At 63.9% G+C, this 15,126-nt stretch carries 16 protein-coding genes; 12 read left to right on the top strand and 4 right to left on the bottom strand.

Features of this window, described 5'->3' with window-relative positions; translation table 11 throughout:
• Window positions 1-21: 21 nt before the first annotated feature.
• Complete coding sequence (gene lysX / locus OCEPR_RS09005; protein WP_013458407.1) at window positions 22-888, top strand: lysine biosynthesis protein LysX; 867 nt, start codon at window positions 22-24, stop codon at window positions 886-888.
• Here the strand turns inward: lysX and OCEPR_RS09010 are convergent.
• Window positions 885-1,421: a hypothetical protein gene (locus tag OCEPR_RS09010; protein ID WP_013458408.1), complete on the bottom strand. Its 537-nt coding sequence runs from the start codon at window positions 1,419-1,421 to the stop codon at window positions 885-887. The genes lysX and OCEPR_RS09010 overlap by 4 nt on opposite strands.
• 190 nt (window positions 1,422-1,611) lie before the next feature.
• Here OCEPR_RS09010 and OCEPR_RS09015 point away from each other — a divergent pair, with 190 nt between their 5' ends.
• Window positions 1,612-2,106, top strand: coding sequence for a DUF488 domain-containing protein (locus OCEPR_RS09015; protein WP_013458409.1), 495 nt, complete (start codon window positions 1,612-1,614; stop codon window positions 2,104-2,106).
• Here OCEPR_RS09015 and OCEPR_RS09020 read toward each other — a convergent pair.
• Window positions 2,048-3,091: a hypothetical protein gene (locus OCEPR_RS09020; protein WP_148229288.1), complete on the bottom strand. Its 1,044-nt coding sequence runs from the start codon at window positions 3,089-3,091 to the stop codon at window positions 2,048-2,050. The two genes, OCEPR_RS09015 and OCEPR_RS09020, sit on opposite strands and share 59 nt — an antisense overlap.
• A gap of 108 nt (window positions 3,092-3,199) precedes the next feature.
• Between OCEPR_RS09020 and argC the strand changes: the two genes are divergently transcribed.
• The 5 genes from argC (at window position 3,200) to OCEPR_RS12845 (ending at window position 7,538) form a co-directional block, all read left to right on the top strand.
• A complete protein-coding gene (gene argC, locus OCEPR_RS09025) occupies window positions 3,200-4,234 on the top strand; it encodes an N-acetyl-gamma-glutamyl-phosphate reductase (RefSeq protein ID WP_013458411.1) in 1,035 nt (344 codons plus the stop codon).
• Between the two features lie 475 nt (window positions 4,235-4,709).
• Window positions 4,710-5,783, top strand: coding sequence for an AmmeMemoRadiSam system radical SAM enzyme (gene amrS / locus OCEPR_RS09030; protein ID WP_013458412.1), 1,074 nt, complete (start codon window positions 4,710-4,712; stop codon window positions 5,781-5,783).
• Between the two features lie 13 nt (window positions 5,784-5,796).
• Window positions 5,797-6,579, top strand: a complete 783-nt coding sequence (gene amrB, locus OCEPR_RS09035; RefSeq protein ID WP_013458413.1) for an AmmeMemoRadiSam system protein B — start codon at window positions 5,797-5,799, stop codon at window positions 6,577-6,579.
• Between the two features lie 12 nt (window positions 6,580-6,591).
• Window positions 6,592-7,173 (top strand): AmmeMemoRadiSam system protein A, encoded by a 582-nt coding sequence (gene amrA / locus OCEPR_RS09040; protein ID WP_013458414.1) that lies wholly within the window; start codon window positions 6,592-6,594, stop codon window positions 7,171-7,173.
• 167 nt (window positions 7,174-7,340) lie between these two features.
• Entirely contained in the window at window positions 7,341-7,538 is a 198-nt protein-coding gene (locus OCEPR_RS12845; protein WP_148229344.1) for an AMMECR1 domain-containing protein, read from the top strand.
• On the opposite strand, the gene OCEPR_RS12850 is transcribed toward OCEPR_RS12845, so the two are convergent.
• A complete protein-coding gene (locus tag OCEPR_RS12850; RefSeq protein WP_013458415.1) occupies window positions 7,524-9,347 on the bottom strand; it encodes an RNA-directed DNA polymerase in 1,824 nt (607 codons plus the stop codon). The genes OCEPR_RS12845 and OCEPR_RS12850 overlap by 15 nt on opposite strands.
• 156 nt (window positions 9,348-9,503) lie before the next feature.
• Between OCEPR_RS12850 and OCEPR_RS09045 the strand changes: the two genes are divergently transcribed.
• From OCEPR_RS09045 to OCEPR_RS09065, 5 genes are all read left to right on the top strand, one after another.
• A complete protein-coding gene (locus tag OCEPR_RS09045; RefSeq protein ID WP_013458416.1) occupies window positions 9,504-10,526 on the top strand; it encodes a phosphagen kinase in 1,023 nt (340 codons plus the stop codon).
• A gap of 296 nt (window positions 10,527-10,822) precedes the next feature.
• Window positions 10,823-11,104 (top strand): GIY-YIG nuclease family protein, encoded by a 282-nt coding sequence (locus OCEPR_RS09050; RefSeq protein WP_013458417.1) that lies wholly within the window; start codon window positions 10,823-10,825, stop codon window positions 11,102-11,104.
• A gap of 126 nt (window positions 11,105-11,230) precedes the next feature.
• On the top strand, window positions 11,231-12,034 hold the full coding sequence (locus OCEPR_RS09055) for a [LysW]-aminoadipate kinase (RefSeq protein ID WP_041554851.1): 804 nt from the start codon (window positions 11,231-11,233) through the stop codon (window positions 12,032-12,034).
• A gap of 149 nt (window positions 12,035-12,183) precedes the next feature.
• Window positions 12,184-13,347, top strand: a complete 1,164-nt coding sequence (gene lysJ / locus OCEPR_RS09060; protein WP_013458419.1) for a [LysW]-aminoadipate semialdehyde transaminase LysJ — start codon at window positions 12,184-12,186, stop codon at window positions 13,345-13,347.
• Entirely contained in the window at window positions 13,344-14,441 is a 1,098-nt protein-coding gene (locus tag OCEPR_RS09065) for a [LysW]-lysine hydrolase (protein ID WP_013458420.1), read from the top strand. The genes lysJ and OCEPR_RS09065 overlap by 4 nt, the downstream gene beginning before the upstream one ends.
• Here the strand turns inward: OCEPR_RS09065 and OCEPR_RS09070 are convergent.
• A complete protein-coding gene (locus tag OCEPR_RS09070) occupies window positions 14,438-15,100 on the bottom strand; it encodes a hypothetical protein (protein ID WP_013458421.1) in 663 nt (220 codons plus the stop codon). The genes OCEPR_RS09065 and OCEPR_RS09070 overlap by 4 nt on opposite strands.
• Window positions 15,101-15,126 lie beyond the last annotated feature (26 nt).

Genomic DNA, 15,126 nt, shown 5'->3' on the forward strand with positions numbered 1-15,126 from the left:
CACGTCCCACCCCCAACAGCTATGCTGGCCATCCTCTACGACCGCATCCGCGGCGACGAAAAACTGCTCTTCGAAGCGGCCGACCGGCTGGGCCTGGCCTGGAAGAAGGTCTACCTGCCCCGGCTGGTCATGGACCTGGAAAACCGGCCGGGTGAACTGGAAGGCGTCCGCTCCGCGCTCGAGCGAGCCGTCAGCCAGTCGCGCGGGCTGGCCGCGAGCCGCTACCTGACCGCCCTGGGCCTTCCGACCGTCAACCGCCCCGAGGTCATCGAGACCGCCGGCGACAAGTGGGCCACCTCGGCCGCGCTCGCGCGCGCCGGAGTGCCGCAGCCGCGCACCGCGCTGGCGCTGGATGCGGAAACGGCCCTCGAGATCGCCGAGGGCTGGGGCTACCCGCTGGTGGTCAAGCCGGTGGTCGGCTCCTGGGGGCGGATGGTGGCCCGGGTAAACGACCGCGACGCCCTGGAGGCGCTGCTCGAGCACAAGCAGTTCATGGGCTACCAGCACCAGCTCTACTACCTGCAAGAGTTCGTGGAAAAACCGGGCCGCGACGTCCGCGTCTTCGTGGTCGGCGACGAACCGGTGGCCGCCATCTACCGCTCGAGCGCCCACTGGATCACCAACACCGCCCGCGGCGCGGTGGCCGAGAACTGCCCGGTCACCGACGAACTGGCCGAGATCAGCCTGGCCGCGGCGGCGGCCGTCGGCGGCGGGGTGCTGGCGGTGGACGTCTTCGAGTCGGAACGCGGCCTGCTGGTCAACGAGGTCAACCACACCATGGAGTTCAAGAACTCGGTGAGCGTTACCGGAGTGGACATCCCCGGCAAGATCCTGAGCTACGCCGCCGCCCTCGGCCAAGCCGCGGCAGAGGCGGAGCGGCCGCGCTAACGCGCGGCCGCTACCTTGCTCACGTAGAACGTCCGGTAAGCGTGCGGCAGCTGCTCGGCGAAGAGCACCCGGACCTCGCCGCTCGTTACCAAGGGACGGGCAGACGCTTCACGGTGCCCGTAGGACACGAAGGCGCTGAAGGGGTCGCTCCCGGGCATGAACCGCAGGCTCCAACCCGCCCAGTGGTCGGGCCGGGCCTCGATGTAGAGGAGCGGGTTGTAGGCACGGTCGTCCCAAACGACGGCCGAAAAGACCAGATCGGAGCGGCCCGCGACCGGAACCCAGACCTGATAGGAGACGTTCGGCGTGAGGCGGTAGAACCGCAGGTCCGCCCAAGCCCCCTCCCAGTCGAAGGTCAGGCCGTCCTGAGCGAGCACCGCGAAGACGTCCGCGAGCTGTTCCTTGACGACCTGAACGACGGATTCGGGCGCGGGCTCGAGCCGTTCGGAGCCAAAGTAGGTCATGTTGGGGGGAACCTGGCCGAACGCCCCCAGGGCCAGCACCAGCACCGCAACGGCGATCACACGTTTCATGATCCAAACCCCCTTTGGAATCGCTTTGCATTCTACCATCGTTGTCTAGACCATATATGAGAACAGGACCGTTGCGAGCCGATCCAGGTGGCGGTAGAGCGTCGGAGCCCAAACCTCGCCGGCGGCCTGACCCGAGCCCAGACGCCCCTGCCGCGGCCGCGGGCTCCGTTCGGGTATCCTGCGCTTGAGGATGCTCTACACCCTGGGCCACTCCAACCTGCCGCTCGAGCGCTTTCTCGAGCTCCTCAGCACCCACAACGTCGAGGTGGTGGTGGACGTTCGCGCCCGCCCCTTCTCGCGTCGCAACCCCCAGTACAACCACCGGCCCTTCGCCGAGGCGCTGCAGGAGGCCGGTTTCGGTTACGTCTGGATGGGCGACCGGCTCGGGGGCGTGCCCCACGGCAGCCGCCAGAAGCTAAACGTGGAGGCGCGCCTGCGCGACCCGGAGTTTCGTGAGGGCCTGGAGACGCTGGTGGAGCTCGCCAGCCGGCACGCTGTGGCCCTGGTCTGCGCGGAGGAGGACCCGCGCCGCTGCCACCGCCGCTTCCTGGTGGTGCGCGGCCTGATCGAGTTCAGCGCCCTGGAAGCGGAGGAGGTGGGCCACATTCGCGCAGACGGCCGCCTCGTCACCGAGGCCCAGCTTCGGGCGGAGGAGGCGCCGCTGTTTTCGGGTCGGCTGGATTAGGCGCTTTCGTCGCTTGGCTGGCCGGCGGCCGCAGCCAGCCTTTTTGCAGGCCGAGCGAAAGCGGCGTCATTCCGACCAGATAGCCCATAACGAAGGCGTAGACGTTGAGCCGGGCGATGCCCAGCACGTTCAGCGTTTCGGCCGCCGCGAGCCCGAGCGCGGTGAGGATGACCAGGCCGCGCACGAAGTGGTCCAGGTCGCGCGAGGGAGCGTTCAGGGCCAGCGCGGACGTGGCGCTTGCGGCCGCCATGGCCCAGATGAGGAAGAGGTTGAGCTCGAAGGAGGCTTCGGTTGCGAAGGGGCTGTTGATCCACAAGATGATGGCGAGCACAATCCCCATAAAAACGGCCGTCTGGACGGTCCAGCGCCCGTCGCACGCCGCCCAGCGGCAGAACGCTCGCGGCTGGGTGACCGCGAAGAAGACCAGGCCCAGGCCGAAGAGCAAGGTAACGCCGAGCGCCAAATCGGTGCGCCGTGCCCGCCGGTTTTCGAGGGACTGGAGGTAGGCGTAGGTGGCCGGCAGCCGGTCGCGGAAGATGCGCTCGCCCGCGCGGTCGTAGGCCGCGTCGGCGCCCGGGGGCACGTTCATGACGATGGCGTTCGCTCCCTGCAAAACGCCGTCCAGGCTCCACGACACGGCCCGGATGCCGTAGGGAAACGCTTCCTCGCCGCCTGCCTCGAGCACCACCCGGGGGTTTGCCAGCCGGTCGTTTTCGAGCTCGAGCTCCAGCGTCACGGTCCACGGGCGCATAGCGGGAACGTGGGTTTCGGGCACCCGCACCCACGCGAGCTCGGGATCCGAAGGAAGCCGGTCCAGCCGCGCGCGCGTCAAGTCGAGGTGCACCCCGTCGGCCGCAAGGGCTTCGAGTAGGTCCGGATACGCGGCGTGCAGCTGCGCCGCCGGATCGAGAGCGCGCACCACCGGAGCGAAGGCGAGGAACAACAGCAACGGCAGCCACGATGCGCGGAATATCTTGGGCGGCAACACGATCCCTCCTTGAAATCAGTATAGCCGCTTCCTGCAATCATCGCAGATTCTTCTGCACCCCGGCGCGGCCCGGCGTTCGCACCGCCCTGTTACCATGTAGGCAGCATGGAACCCCTGAGAACCGTCATCGTCGGAGGCTCCGGATACGCCGGGGGCGAGTTCCTGCGCCTGGCGCTGGGCCACCCCTACCTGGACGTCGTGCAGGTGACGAGCCGCCGTTACCTGCGCCAGCCCGTCAGCTTCGTGCACCCCAACCTGCGGGGGCAGACGAACCTCAAGTTCAGCGATCCCGAGCATCTGGAGGAGGCCGACCTGATCGTGCTTGGGCTGCCCCACGGGGTGGCGGCGCAGAACTTCGACTACTACAAGGAGAAAGCGCCCTACATCATCGACCTCTCGGCCGACTTCCGGCTGAAGACGCTCGAGCTCTACGAACGCTTCTACGGCGCCCACCCGCGCCCCGATCTGCTGGCGCAGTTCGCCTACGCCAACCCCGAGATCAACGCCGAAGCCATCAAGAACGCGAACTGGCTCGCCGGCGCCGGCTGCACCGCCACGGCCACGCTGCTGGGCCTCTACCCGCTCTACGCCCAGGGCCTGGTGGCCCGGCACGCCGTCTTCGTGACCGTGATGGTCGGCTCCTCGGCCGCCGGAGCCGAACCCAGCCCCGCCGGCCACCACCCCGAGCGCAGCGGGGCCCTGCGGGTCTACAAGCCCACCGGCCACCGCCATACCGCCGAGGTGATCGACTACCTGCCGGGCACCCCCGAGGTGCACATGACCGCGGTGGCCACCGAACGCATCCGCGGCATCCTCATGACCGCCCAGGTCTTCATCCCCGACGGCTTCTCCGAGCAGGACGTCTGGCAGGCCTACCGCGAGTTCTACGCGGACAAGCCCTTCGTGCGCCTGGTCAAGCAGCGCCGGGGCATCCACCGCTACCCCGACCCCAAGGTGGTGACGGGGTCCAACTACGCCGACGTGGGCTTCGAGCTCGAGCCCGACACCGGCCGCCTGGTCGTCATCAGCGCCATCGACAACCTGGTCAAGGGCACGGCCGGGCACGCGATCCAGGCCCTGAACCTGCGCATGGGCTGGGACGAGCGGACGGGGCTCGAGTTTCCGGGGCTGCACCCTTAAGACCGGGCCGGGCAAAGCGATAAGCAGCCGGTCCGTTGTGGGAAGAACCTATAGGAGGGTTAAAACCCTCCCATAGGTTCCGAACGCTTCGTACGGTTGCCTTGGTCGGGTCGCCGCCCTGCCCCGGACTTGATCCGGGATCCAGCCTCGCAAAAAGCCAAGATCAGGTTGCAACAAACCGACCCGCGCAAACTGTTATTCACGGCCGGGCGTTCGGGCCATACAACGCCGACAACCCCCACCCCGACCCTCCCCCAGGGGAGGATGCGGTGTTTGCGACCGCCAAGCCGTGACGCCACGCAATCGCTGTTCCGCCCTTGCGGGGGACACACGGTTTACCCCTACCACGTACGGCGAACCACTTACCGCGTACCAGTTTTGGATCCGCCCCCGCGCGACCTGCACGCTGGCTTTACTCGGCCCGTTATTGTGATAAAATATGAGTGTAGGCATATTAAGCCGCTGCGCCTATCAAATGGAACAACCCGCCACCGTATCCCCCAAACTGCACGAGTGCGCGCTCTACCGCCCGCTGCCGAAGGGCTGGGTGCAGTGCACCGCCTGCCACCACTGGTGCGGCGTCGCCCCGGGCGAGGCGGGCAAGTGCGGGGTGCGGCGCAACTTTGGCGGCAAGCTCTACCTGGTCACCTACGGCAAGGCCGCCGCGGTCCACGTGGACCCGGTGGAGAAGAAGCCGCTGTACCACTTCCTGCCCGGCGAGGCGATCCTCAGCCTGGGCACCGTGGGTTGCAACCTCTTCTGCAAGTTCTGCCAGAACTGGCAGATCAGCCAGTTCCGCGAGTTCAAGGTAGACCCCACCACCGGCGAGACCGACCGCTACGTGGGCGAGGACTGGCCGCCCGAACGGGTGGTCGAGGCCGCCGAGCGCGTGGGCGCACGCCTGATCGCCTACACCTACAACGAACCGGTGGTCTGGGTGGAGTACGCCCACGACATCGCCAAGCTGGCGACCCAGCGGGGCATGCGCAACGTCTTCGTCTCCAGCGGCTTCGAGACGAAACACGCCTGGGAGTACGTGGAGCCCTACCTGCACGCGGTCAACCTGGACCTGAAGGGCTTCACCGAGGAGTTCTACCGCGAGATCACCGGGGCGCGGCTAAAGCCGGTGCTCGAGAACATCGAGTTCCTGGGCACCGAGAGGTGGGGAAAGGTCTGGATGGAGGTCACCACCCTGCTCATCCCCGGCCACAACGACAGCCCCGAGGAGATCCGGGGCATCGCACGGTTCCTGGCCGGGATCAACAAGAACATTCCCTGGCACCTCTCGGCCGCCCACCCCGACTACCAAATGCGCGACATCCCCTACACCCCGCACGAGAAGCTGATCGAAGCCTACGAGATCGGCAAGGAAGAAGGGCTCAACTTCGTCTACCTGGGCAACGTGCGCGACCTCGAGCGCTCCACCACCTACTGCCCCAGCTGCGGCGCACCGCTCATCGCGCGCGACGGCTACCGGGTGCACGAGCTCTGGGAAGAGCGCGGGGTCTGCCACAAGTGCGGGGCCAGGATCCCCGGGGTGTGGGCCTAGAAAGGAGAAGGCGATGGTACGCAAACCCGCAGTGGCCGGAAGTTTCTACCCGGCCGAACCCATGCAGCTGGCCCGGATGGTCGACGAACTCCTGGCCATGGCCACCAGGCCGCCCGCCCACGCCCCCAAGGCGGTGGTGGCCCCCCACGCCGGCTACGTCTACTCGGGACCGGTGGCGGCGTACAGTTTCCGGGCGCTCGAGCCGCTGGCCGGAAAGACCCCTACGGTCTTCCTGATGGGCCCCGCGCACTACCTCGCCTTCGAAGGGGTTTCCACCGGAACCTACACCTACTGGGAAACGCCCCTGGGGCAGGTACCGGTGGACACCGAGCGCGTGGGGGCGCTGCTCGAGCGCTCGGCGCTCTTCACCACCGCCGACGAACCCCACCAGCCGGAACACAGCCTGGAGGTGGAGCTGCCCTTCCTGCAGGCCGTCCTGGGCGGGTTCAAGCTGGTGCCGCTGCTCTTCGGGCTGGTCGACCCGCTGGCCGTCGCCGGCCACCTGGAGGCGGTGCTGCGCCCCGGGGACGTGCTGGTGGTGAGCACCGACCTCTCCCACTACCACCCCGACGCCGAAGCGCGGAAGCTCGACGCCGCCACGCTGGAGACCGCCCTGGCGCTGGACGCCCGGGGCCTCTCGCACCGCGAGGCCTGCGGCCGTCACCCCTGGGCCGCCCTCACCGCGCTGGCCGACCGGCGCTCCTGGCGGCCCGAGCTCCTGGCCTACGCCACCAGCGGCGACACCTCCGGCGACCGTTCGCGGGTCGTGGGCTACGCCGCGCTGCGTTACGACTGAACCTATGAAGCCATGAAGGAAAACCTGCTCAACCACGAGGAAAAACGAAGGCTGCTCGACGTGGCCGAGTCGGCCATCGAAAACGCCCTTAACGGCGGTCCGCTGCACCCGCCGGCGCTTGCGGGCCTGCCCCCGCGGCTGGCGCAGCCGGGGGCCAGCTTCGTCACCCTCACCCAGGGCGGGCGGTTGCGCGGCTGCATCGGCAGCCTCGAGCCGGTTCGGCCGCTGGCCGAGGACACCCACCGCAACGCCCTGGCCGCCGCCTTCCGCGACCCGCGCTTCCCTCCGCTCGCGGCGCACGAGTGGCCGCGCACCGACGTGGAGGTGAGCGTGCTCTCGCCGCCCGAGCCGCTTCCGTACGAGAGCCTGGACGACCTGATCCGGAAGCTCAGCCCGGAGATGGGGCTGGTGCTCGAGCATCCGCGCGGCCGCGCCACCTACCTGCCCCAGGTCTGGCAGCAGCTGCCCGACCCCGAGCGCTTCCTGGCCTCGCTGGCCCAGAAAGCCGGGCTTTCCCCGAGCGTCTACGCCGACCCCGCCACCCGGCTCGCCTTCTACACGGTCGAGAAGTTCACCCGCCGCGACCTGGCGTAGGCCTATACTCGGGGCGAGATGGCCTACCCCAACCCCGGCGGCGGCTCGCTGCTCGCCCGCTACCTGACCCCCGAGGTCTGGGCCGAACTCGAGGACCGCGAGACCCGCTACGGCGTGCGGCTCGAATAAACCAGCATGATGCCTTGATCCAGAAGCTCACACCCGAGATGGGCCGGTGCCCAAAACACCCGCCCGGCCGCGCCACCTACCTGCCCCAGGTCTGGGAGCAGATTCCCGATCCGAAACGCTTCCTGGCCTCACTGGCCCGGAAAGCCGGACTTGACTCTACGGTGTACAGTGATCCTACTATTAATTTTTCTGTTTATTATGTTGATATTATTAAGTATTTGCTACGTCGGGTATAAACGCGCTGATACTCCACCCCGACCTTTACGCGAAACGCCGAGCAGGCGATCTGCCGCTCTTATATGCCTTTTCCATTTGAATATTTCTATTTTTCTATCCCACATTTCTTGAATAAGTTCGCCAATGCCTTCTCCTGAGTTTTTAATCGGTATTTTCAACTGATCTACGTCAGGCCATGGAGCGAAATGCAAGCTATAGTAGAAAAGCCAGTCTTCACTTTTAAATGCATCTTCCATAGTAGAAAAGCGGGCAATTGAGGTTTCCGAATTGTCGATACGGTATTTTAGATTAACTATATAGCTCTTCACTTTTTCTGATCCTATCTGCTTCGACCACCAATATGAATAGCTGAGCAACTGCAATATTGTTACCGTGTCACGTACTGTAGCAAATAACTTATCCATAATTTCATCCGAGATCAATATTTTGAAATGCATAGCTAACCACAGACTCCATGCAAGTTCAAAATGGTGATCGCTCAACACCGTCGCATTATCTATTATATTCTCTAACGCTACTTTTAAATACTTAGGGCTGTATCTTTGCCATTTTTCATACCACAAATATACGTCAGTGATTACATCTATATATTGAGGATATGCCGTGAGTAGAGAACTAAGTTGCATATCTAAATACAAATAATATTCTTTTTGATCATTCATTAAATATGGTTTACCGTAACCCTTTGATGGGTATATTCGATTATTAAAATGTAATCTTCTAAGACCGTAAGTAATGACAGATTTATGTGGATTTTCATCTTGCAGTTGCCTAATAATCGCTAAATAATTTTTCAAATTCCAATAATCTATTTCAATGTATTTAAATTTATCTCTTTTTGCATATTTTCTATCTTGTTCACTAAACTCGTACATCTTTTCTTGCCCATCTGGCATAAAACTAGATATTCTTTCTGTCCAAGTATCATGTCGTATAGACGATGTTGTCGTCACGTTGAACTTCGCCTCATTAGGTGTTAAATTCCAAATGCGAAATGCTTTTCTTGCAGCTGCTAGAATCTCCTGAGGATTGCTATTAGTATATATGTGTATATCATCAACATGCCTAATTATAAAGAAATCGCCGTGCTTTCTTTGCTTAAGTTCTGCTATAAGACTTTTTATGATTGCTTTCCCTATTAACTCGGCAGCAACAAATGATGAATCTGGACCAATTGGAATACCATATGTTTCAGCTGATTGAGCAGACCTTATGACGGTATCCAAGCTCCTTCCAGCCTCATAGCGCTCCTTCTCATCACTAGAGCAATTATTGCATTTATTTTTTGCATTATCTTTTCCAGCCAGCGCCCATTCAAATGAATGTGTATATATTGATGAGTAATATGATTGTATATCAACTTTAACCATATATTTATACGCAATATGTATGCTATCCAATAGCGTGGAAATATTCGTATGTGTCATCGCGGGATTTATATACCGTATTTTTTCAGGATCCTCGAGCGGTAAGGAGGATTCAATACAGCATTCGATATCTTCTACTAGCACCGAGCGGAAGAGTGGCCATCTATTTTTCAATTCGGTTCCAATACGGATTATTGAAACGGGATTCAATACGTGGCCAATGCGCCTCCTACCTTCGATTCCCGGTCGGGGAAATGTAAATACCACCGGGGCAAATTTATCGTTGGTGCCGATAGCTAAATTTGTTATAGTACTTATCTTTTGAGATAAGGAGTGCATAGAAAATGACGGGGGGAGGCCTGCAGGCAATGCACCGTAACGGATAAATTTTAGTAAACTCCACTTCTTAGGAATTAAACCCGGTAGTGAATCCAACTGCATGTTGCGTTTATACTTATCACGAAACCGTCCTTGGAACTTATTTGTGCAGGCCTTTCCCATTTACCATATTAAACATTGCCTGTCTCTATTCTTGCAAGGGAATTTGAACGTTGGGAAATCATCCCCCTCGTCCGGCATGACTATACTTAGGTAGAGATGACCCTCCCCAACCCTCAGGGCGGCTCGCTGCTCGCCCGCTACCTGACCCCCGAGGTCTGGGAACAACTCAAAGACCGCGAGACCCGCTACGGCGTGCGGCTCGAGCACGTCGTTGCCTCGGGGCTCAAGAACCCCGACAGCGCCGTGGGCGTCTACGCCGGCGACGAGGAAAGTTACACCCTCTTCGCCCCCCTCTTCGACCCGATCATCGCCGACTACCACGGCTTCGGACCGGAAGCCCGGCACGAAAGCGACCTCGAGCCCGCCCACCTGAACGCCCCCAACCCCGACCCCGAGGGCCGCTACGTCGTCTCCACCCGCATCCGCGTGGCCCGCAACCTCTGCTGCTTCCCCTTCGGCTCCGCGCTCACCCGGCGCGAGCGGCGCATCGTCGAGGCGACCGTGGTGCGCGCCCTCGAGGATCTTTCCGGCGAGCTGGCGGGCAGCTACCATCCGCTTTACGCGATGGACCGGGCCACCAGGGAGCGGCTGATCCAGAGTCACTTCCTCTTCAAGGAGGGCGACCGCTTCCTTAAGGCCGCGGGGCTGAACCGCGACTGGCCCGACGCCCGCGGCATCTTCCACAACCCGGACAAGACCTTCCTCGTCTGGGTGAACGAGGAGGACCAGCTGCGCATCATCTCGATGGAGCCCGGGGCCAACCTGCAGCGCGTCTTCGCCCGGCTGACGCGGGCGCTGGCCGAGCTGGAGCGCCGCCTGACCTTTGCATTCTCCGAGCGCCTCGGCTACCTGACCAGCTGCCCCACCAACCTGGGCACCGCCATGCGCGCCAGCGTCCACGTCCGCCTGCCCGGGCTGGCGGCGGACGAAGCGCGGCTGAAGGCCCTCGCCGCAAAGCACGGCCTGCAGGTGCGCGGCACCCACGGGGAGCACTCGCAAAGCGAGGGCGCGGTCTACGACGTTTCCAACAAGCAGCGGCTGGGGATCACCGAGGTGGAGGCCGTGCGGCGGCTGGCCGAAGGGGTGGCCGCGCTGATCGCGGCGGAGCAGCGGACTTAAAGTACGCGCCAGCGTGGACCCCGGCTCGCGCAGGCCTGCGGCCTGCTTGGCCGGGGATTCGAGAATTTTACGATCTTCGCTTAGAGCCTTACCGCTATTCTTCGTACCCGAGTACGCGCAAATCTGGAAGATCAAAACGGTACTCGCGCACTCCGGACCCCTCAAAACCCCAAACGCTTTGCTACTGCTTATTAATCGAATTCCCGGCCAAGGGGCGAAGCCCCGCGAGCCGGGATCCACGGCGGTCGTGCCCTGTGGCCGCACGAAACCCTTTTTATTACGTAACATGACGAACGATGGCCTACATTGTATACATTTTGTCCAACCGCAAACGCGGGACGTTGTACGTGGGCCTGACGCGCGACCTGCGCCGGCGTGTGTGGGAACACAAAGAAGGCTTAAGTAGTTTTACGCGCAGGTACGGCGTCCATCGCCTGGTCTACTACGAAGTTCACGAAGACGCAAACGCCGCTTTGCAGCGCGAGCAACAGCTAAAACGCTGGCGCAGATCGTGGAAGGTGGAGCTCATCGAGCAATCGAACCCCGAGTGGGAAGACCTTTTTTCCTCGCTAGCTTAATTTTCGGCGCGACCTAATTGTTATGCTGCTTTTTGTCGCGCATCGCCTCACCCATTCCCACTCCGACAACGGCGGCTTGCACCTTTATGCAAGACCTGAGAAGATACGGAACGTATGGAAGACGGGCTGATCGTCGTCAAGGTGGGGGGTTCCGAGGGCATCGACTACGCGGCGGTGGCGCGCGACGCCGCGGCGCTGTGGAAGCAGGGCCGGCGGCTCGTGCTGGTGCACGGCGGCAGCGCCGAGACCAACCGCATCGCCGAAGCGCTGGGGCACCCACCGGTCTTCCTGGAACACCCCGGCGGCCTCACCAGCCGGCTGACCGACCGCAAGACGCTCGAGATCTTCGAGATGGTCTACGCCGGCAAGATGAACAAGCTCATCGTCGAGCTCCTGCAACGCGAAGGGGTCAACGCGGTGGGGCTGTCGGGCATCGACGGCCGCGTCTTCGAGGGGCGGCGCAAGAAGGCCGTAAAGTACATCGAAAACGGCAAGCTCAAGGTGCGGCGCGACAACCTCACCGGCAGCGTGGAGAAGGTCAACACCGAGCTCCTGAACCTGCTCCTCGGCGCCGGCTACCTGCCGGTGCTCACCCCGCCCGCGATCAGCTACGAGGGCGAGGCGATGAACACCGACGGCGACACCGCCGCCGCCCAGGTGGCGGTGCAGATGCAGGCCGAGGCGCTGCTGCTGCTCTCGAACGTGCCCGGCCTCTTGCGCAACTTTCCCGACGAGTCGAGCCTGATCGCCGAGATTCCCGCGGACCGGGTGGAGGACTTCATGAACTTCGCCCAGGGGCGGATGAAGAAGAAGGTGCTGGGCGCGGCCGACGCGGTGAAGGGCGGCGTGGGCCGGGTCGTCTTCGGCGACGCCCGCGTGGAAGCGCCCATATCCAAAGCCCTCGCCGGCGCCGGCACGGTGGTGCGTTGACAAAACGCTGGTCGGGAACGTAGGCTCGGGGAGATGAAGGCCTTGAAACCGCGCAAACCGGAGGTCCGGGGGAAGCCGTAGCCGCCCGTTGGCTCACCGGTTCCCTCGGCTCGCGTATGCGGGCCGAGTTGCGTTAAGGGGGAATAAACATGCAGAACTGGCTGGAGATCGAGAAGCGGCACGACTCGGGGGTCTACAACAAGCACGAGCTGGTCATCGTTCGCGGCAAGGGCGCGCGCGTTTGGGACATCGAGGGCCGCGAGTACATCGACTGCGTGGGCGGCTACGGGGTGGCCAACGTGGGACACTCGAACCCGGAGGTGGTAAAGGCCATCCAGGAACAGGCCGAGACGCTGATGATCCTGCCGCAGACGCTGCCCTCGGCCAAGCGGGCCGAGTTCTACCAGACGCTTACGCGGCTGACCCCGGAAGGGCTGGTGCGCGTCTTCCCCACCAACTCCGGCACCGAGAGCGTGGAGGGGGCGCTCAAGTTCGCCCGCGCCGCCACCGGCCGCAAGAAGTTCATCAGCACCATGCGCGCCTTCCACGGCCGCACCTTCGGCTCGGTGAGCCTGACCTGGGAAAAGAAGTACCGCCAGCCCTTCGAGCCGGTGGTGGGGCCGGTGGAGTTCGTGCCCTACAACGACGTGGAGGCGCTCAGGGCGGCGGTGGACGAGGAGACCGCGGCGGTCGTCATCGAGCCGGTGCAGGGCGAAGGCGGGGTGCGCCCGGCTACGCCTGAGTTCTTACAGGCGGCCCGCGAGGTGACGCGCGAGAAGGGCGCGCTTTTGATTCTCGACGAGATCCAGACCGGCTTCGGGCGCACGGGCAAGCTGTTCGCGCTCGAGCACTACGGCGTGGTGCCCGACATCCTAACGCTGGCCAAGGGCATCGGTGGCGGCATGCCGATGGGGGCGATCGTCATGACCGACGCGGTGGCCGACGGCATGCCCAAGGGCGGCCACGGCACCACCTTCGGCGGCAACCCGCTGGCGATGGCCGCCGGGGTGGCGGCGATGCGGTACATCGAGGAGAACCGGCTCTGGGAGCGCGCCGCCGAGCTGGGCGGGTGGTTCATGGAGGAACTGCGTCGGATCGACTCGCCCAAGGTGCGCGAGGTGCGCGGCAAGGGGCTGATGGTGGGGATGGAGCTCAAGGAGAAGTCGGCCCCCTACATCACCCGGCTGGAAAAGGAGCACGCGGTGCTGACGCTGGCCGCCGGACCAACGGTGATCCGCTTTTTGCCGCCGCTCGTCATCGAAAAAGCCGACCTGGAGCGGGTGGTGGAGGCGGTGCGCGAGGTGCTCGCGTGACCCTGCCGCCCCTCGAGTACTCGCCCCTGGCCGACCCGGTGCGCTTCCTGGCCGGGGCGCTGGAGATCCACAGCCCCTCGGGCCAGGAGCGGCTGGTGGCCCAGTACCTGGTGCGCGGGATGAAGGCGCTGGGGATGGAGGCCTGGGTGGACGAGGCCGACAACGCCCGGGGCGTCTGGGGCCGCGGCCCGCTGCAGGTGGCCCTGGTGGGCCACATCGACACCGTGCCCGGCGAGGTGCCGGTGCGGGTGGAGGACGGCAAGCTCTTCGGCCGCGGCGCGGTGGACGCCAAGGGGCCGTTCGTGACCTTCGTGCTGGCCGCGGCCGGGCTGCCGGAGGAGCTAAAGGACGTCTTCACCCTCCACCTGGTGGGCGCGACCGAGGAGGAGGCCCCCAGTTCGAAGGGGGCGCGCTTCGTAGCGGACAAGATCAAGCCCAGCTTCGCCATCATCGGCGAGCCCTCGGGCTGGGAGGGGATCACCCTGGGCTACAAGGGGCGGCTCTTGGTGCGGGTGCGGCGCGAGAAGGACAACTTCCACTCCGCCCACCACGAGCCCAACGCCGCCGAGGAGCTGATCGACTACTTCAACTCGATCCGCGCCTGGACGCAGGGCTTCAACACCGGCATGCGCGCCTTCGATCAGGTGCAGTACTCGCTGCGCGACTTCAAGGTGCACCCGGTGGACACCCGCCAGCGCGCCGAGCTCTTCTTCGACCTGCGGCTGCCGCCGCGGCTGCCGCCCGAAGAGGCGATCCGCCACCTGCTGGCCTACGCCCCCCCGACGCTCGAGCTCGACTTCTCCGGCCGCGAAGTGCCCTACCAGGGCCCCAAGGACACGCCGCTCACCCGGGCGATGCGCGTGGGCATCCGCAAAGTAGGGGGCCGACCGGTCTTCAAGCTGAAGACCGGCACCTGCGACATGAACGTCCTGGCGCCGCACTGGCCGGTGCCGATGGTGGCCTACGGCCCCGGCGACAGCACCCTGGACCACACCCCGGTCGAGCACGTGCTCCTCGAGGAGTTCGAAAAGGGCGTGGCTGCGCTGCGGGCGGCGCTGGAGCACCTGGCCCGCGCCCCGGGCGGCGCAGCCTAGTCCGCCAGCGGCGTCACGTAGACGGCGAGCGCGTGCCCCTCGCCCCAGCGGCCGGTAAGCAGCTCGTAGCGCTGCCCGACCTCCAGCTCAGCGGACATGGCCAGCCGCGGGGTGAGCGTCGCCGGCGCGCGCACGCCCGCGAAGGGCAGCTCGATCGCAACGTCAACCAGCGTGCCCGGTTCCTGGCCGGAAACCTGTGTCTTGCTGATTATCCGGTCACCACGCCGCGCCTGGGTTCTGGTGATGACGTCCGGGGGGTCTTCCGGCTCGGAAACGTAGGTTTGCGTGATCGTTCTCGTCGCCTCCCGTTTCGTTGTTTTGGCCAGAACGGTGTACTGGCGCTCCTTTTCGAGTTGAACCACGCTACGGGCCACGACCAAACCGCTGTCGCGAAGAGGCTTGGGCTCGAGCCTGACCACGAAGACCAGCTCTCCACGCGCCCGCTTGGCGAAGCGCGCCACCACCCGGCCGTCGACCCGCACCTCGAAACGCAGCCGCTCGCCGGCGGCGGCGAAGGTGTAGCGCAGCAGACGCTCGGCGGTGACCGCATCCTTCTGCGCGAAGGGCGTGTACCGCCAGCGGTCCTTGACCGAAACCTGAGCCAGCGCCAGCGAGGCCAGCACCAGCAACCCCAACCCCAAAAGCGTTTTCCGCAGCATGCCGCTCCTCCGTTCGGCCCCAGCGG

It is taken from the genome of Oceanithermus profundus DSM 14977 (assembly GCF_000183745.1).
Lineage (GTDB): Bacteria > Deinococcota > Deinococci > Deinococcales > Marinithermaceae > Oceanithermus > Oceanithermus profundus.

Coding starts and splice junctions, on each gene's coding strand:
- OCEPR_RS09050 (WP_013458417.1), top strand. CDS start 10,823: ATGGCCTACATTGTATACATTTTGTCCAACCGCAAACGCGGGACGTTG.
- lysX (WP_013458407.1), top strand. CDS start 22: ATGCTGGCCATCCTCTACGACCGCATCCGCGGCGACGAAAAACTGCTC.
- OCEPR_RS09010 (WP_013458408.1), bottom strand. CDS start 1,421: ATGAAACGTGTGATCGCCGTTGCGGTGCTGGTGCTGGCCCTGGGGGCG.
- OCEPR_RS09070 (WP_013458421.1), bottom strand. CDS start 15,100: ATGCTGCGGAAAACGCTTTTGGGGTTGGGGTTGCTGGTGCTGGCCTCG.
- lysJ (WP_013458419.1), top strand. CDS start 12,184: ATGCAGAACTGGCTGGAGATCGAGAAGCGGCACGACTCGGGGGTCTAC.
- amrS (WP_013458412.1), top strand. CDS start 4,710: ATGGAACAACCCGCCACCGTATCCCCCAAACTGCACGAGTGCGCGCTC.
- amrB (WP_013458413.1), top strand. CDS start 5,797: ATGGTACGCAAACCCGCAGTGGCCGGAAGTTTCTACCCGGCCGAACCC.
- OCEPR_RS09045 (WP_013458416.1), top strand. CDS start 9,504: ATGACCCTCCCCAACCCTCAGGGCGGCTCGCTGCTCGCCCGCTACCTG.
- amrA (WP_013458414.1), top strand. CDS start 6,592: ATGAAGGAAAACCTGCTCAACCACGAGGAAAAACGAAGGCTGCTCGAC.
- OCEPR_RS09015 (WP_013458409.1), top strand. CDS start 1,612: ATGCTCTACACCCTGGGCCACTCCAACCTGCCGCTCGAGCGCTTTCTC.
- argC (WP_013458411.1), top strand. CDS start 3,200: ATGGAACCCCTGAGAACCGTCATCGTCGGAGGCTCCGGATACGCCGGG.
- OCEPR_RS12845 (WP_148229344.1), top strand. CDS start 7,341: ATGGGCCGGTGCCCAAAACACCCGCCCGGCCGCGCCACCTACCTGCCC.
- OCEPR_RS12850 (WP_013458415.1), bottom strand. CDS start 9,347: ATGCAGTTGGATTCACTACCGGGTTTAATTCCTAAGAAGTGGAGTTTA.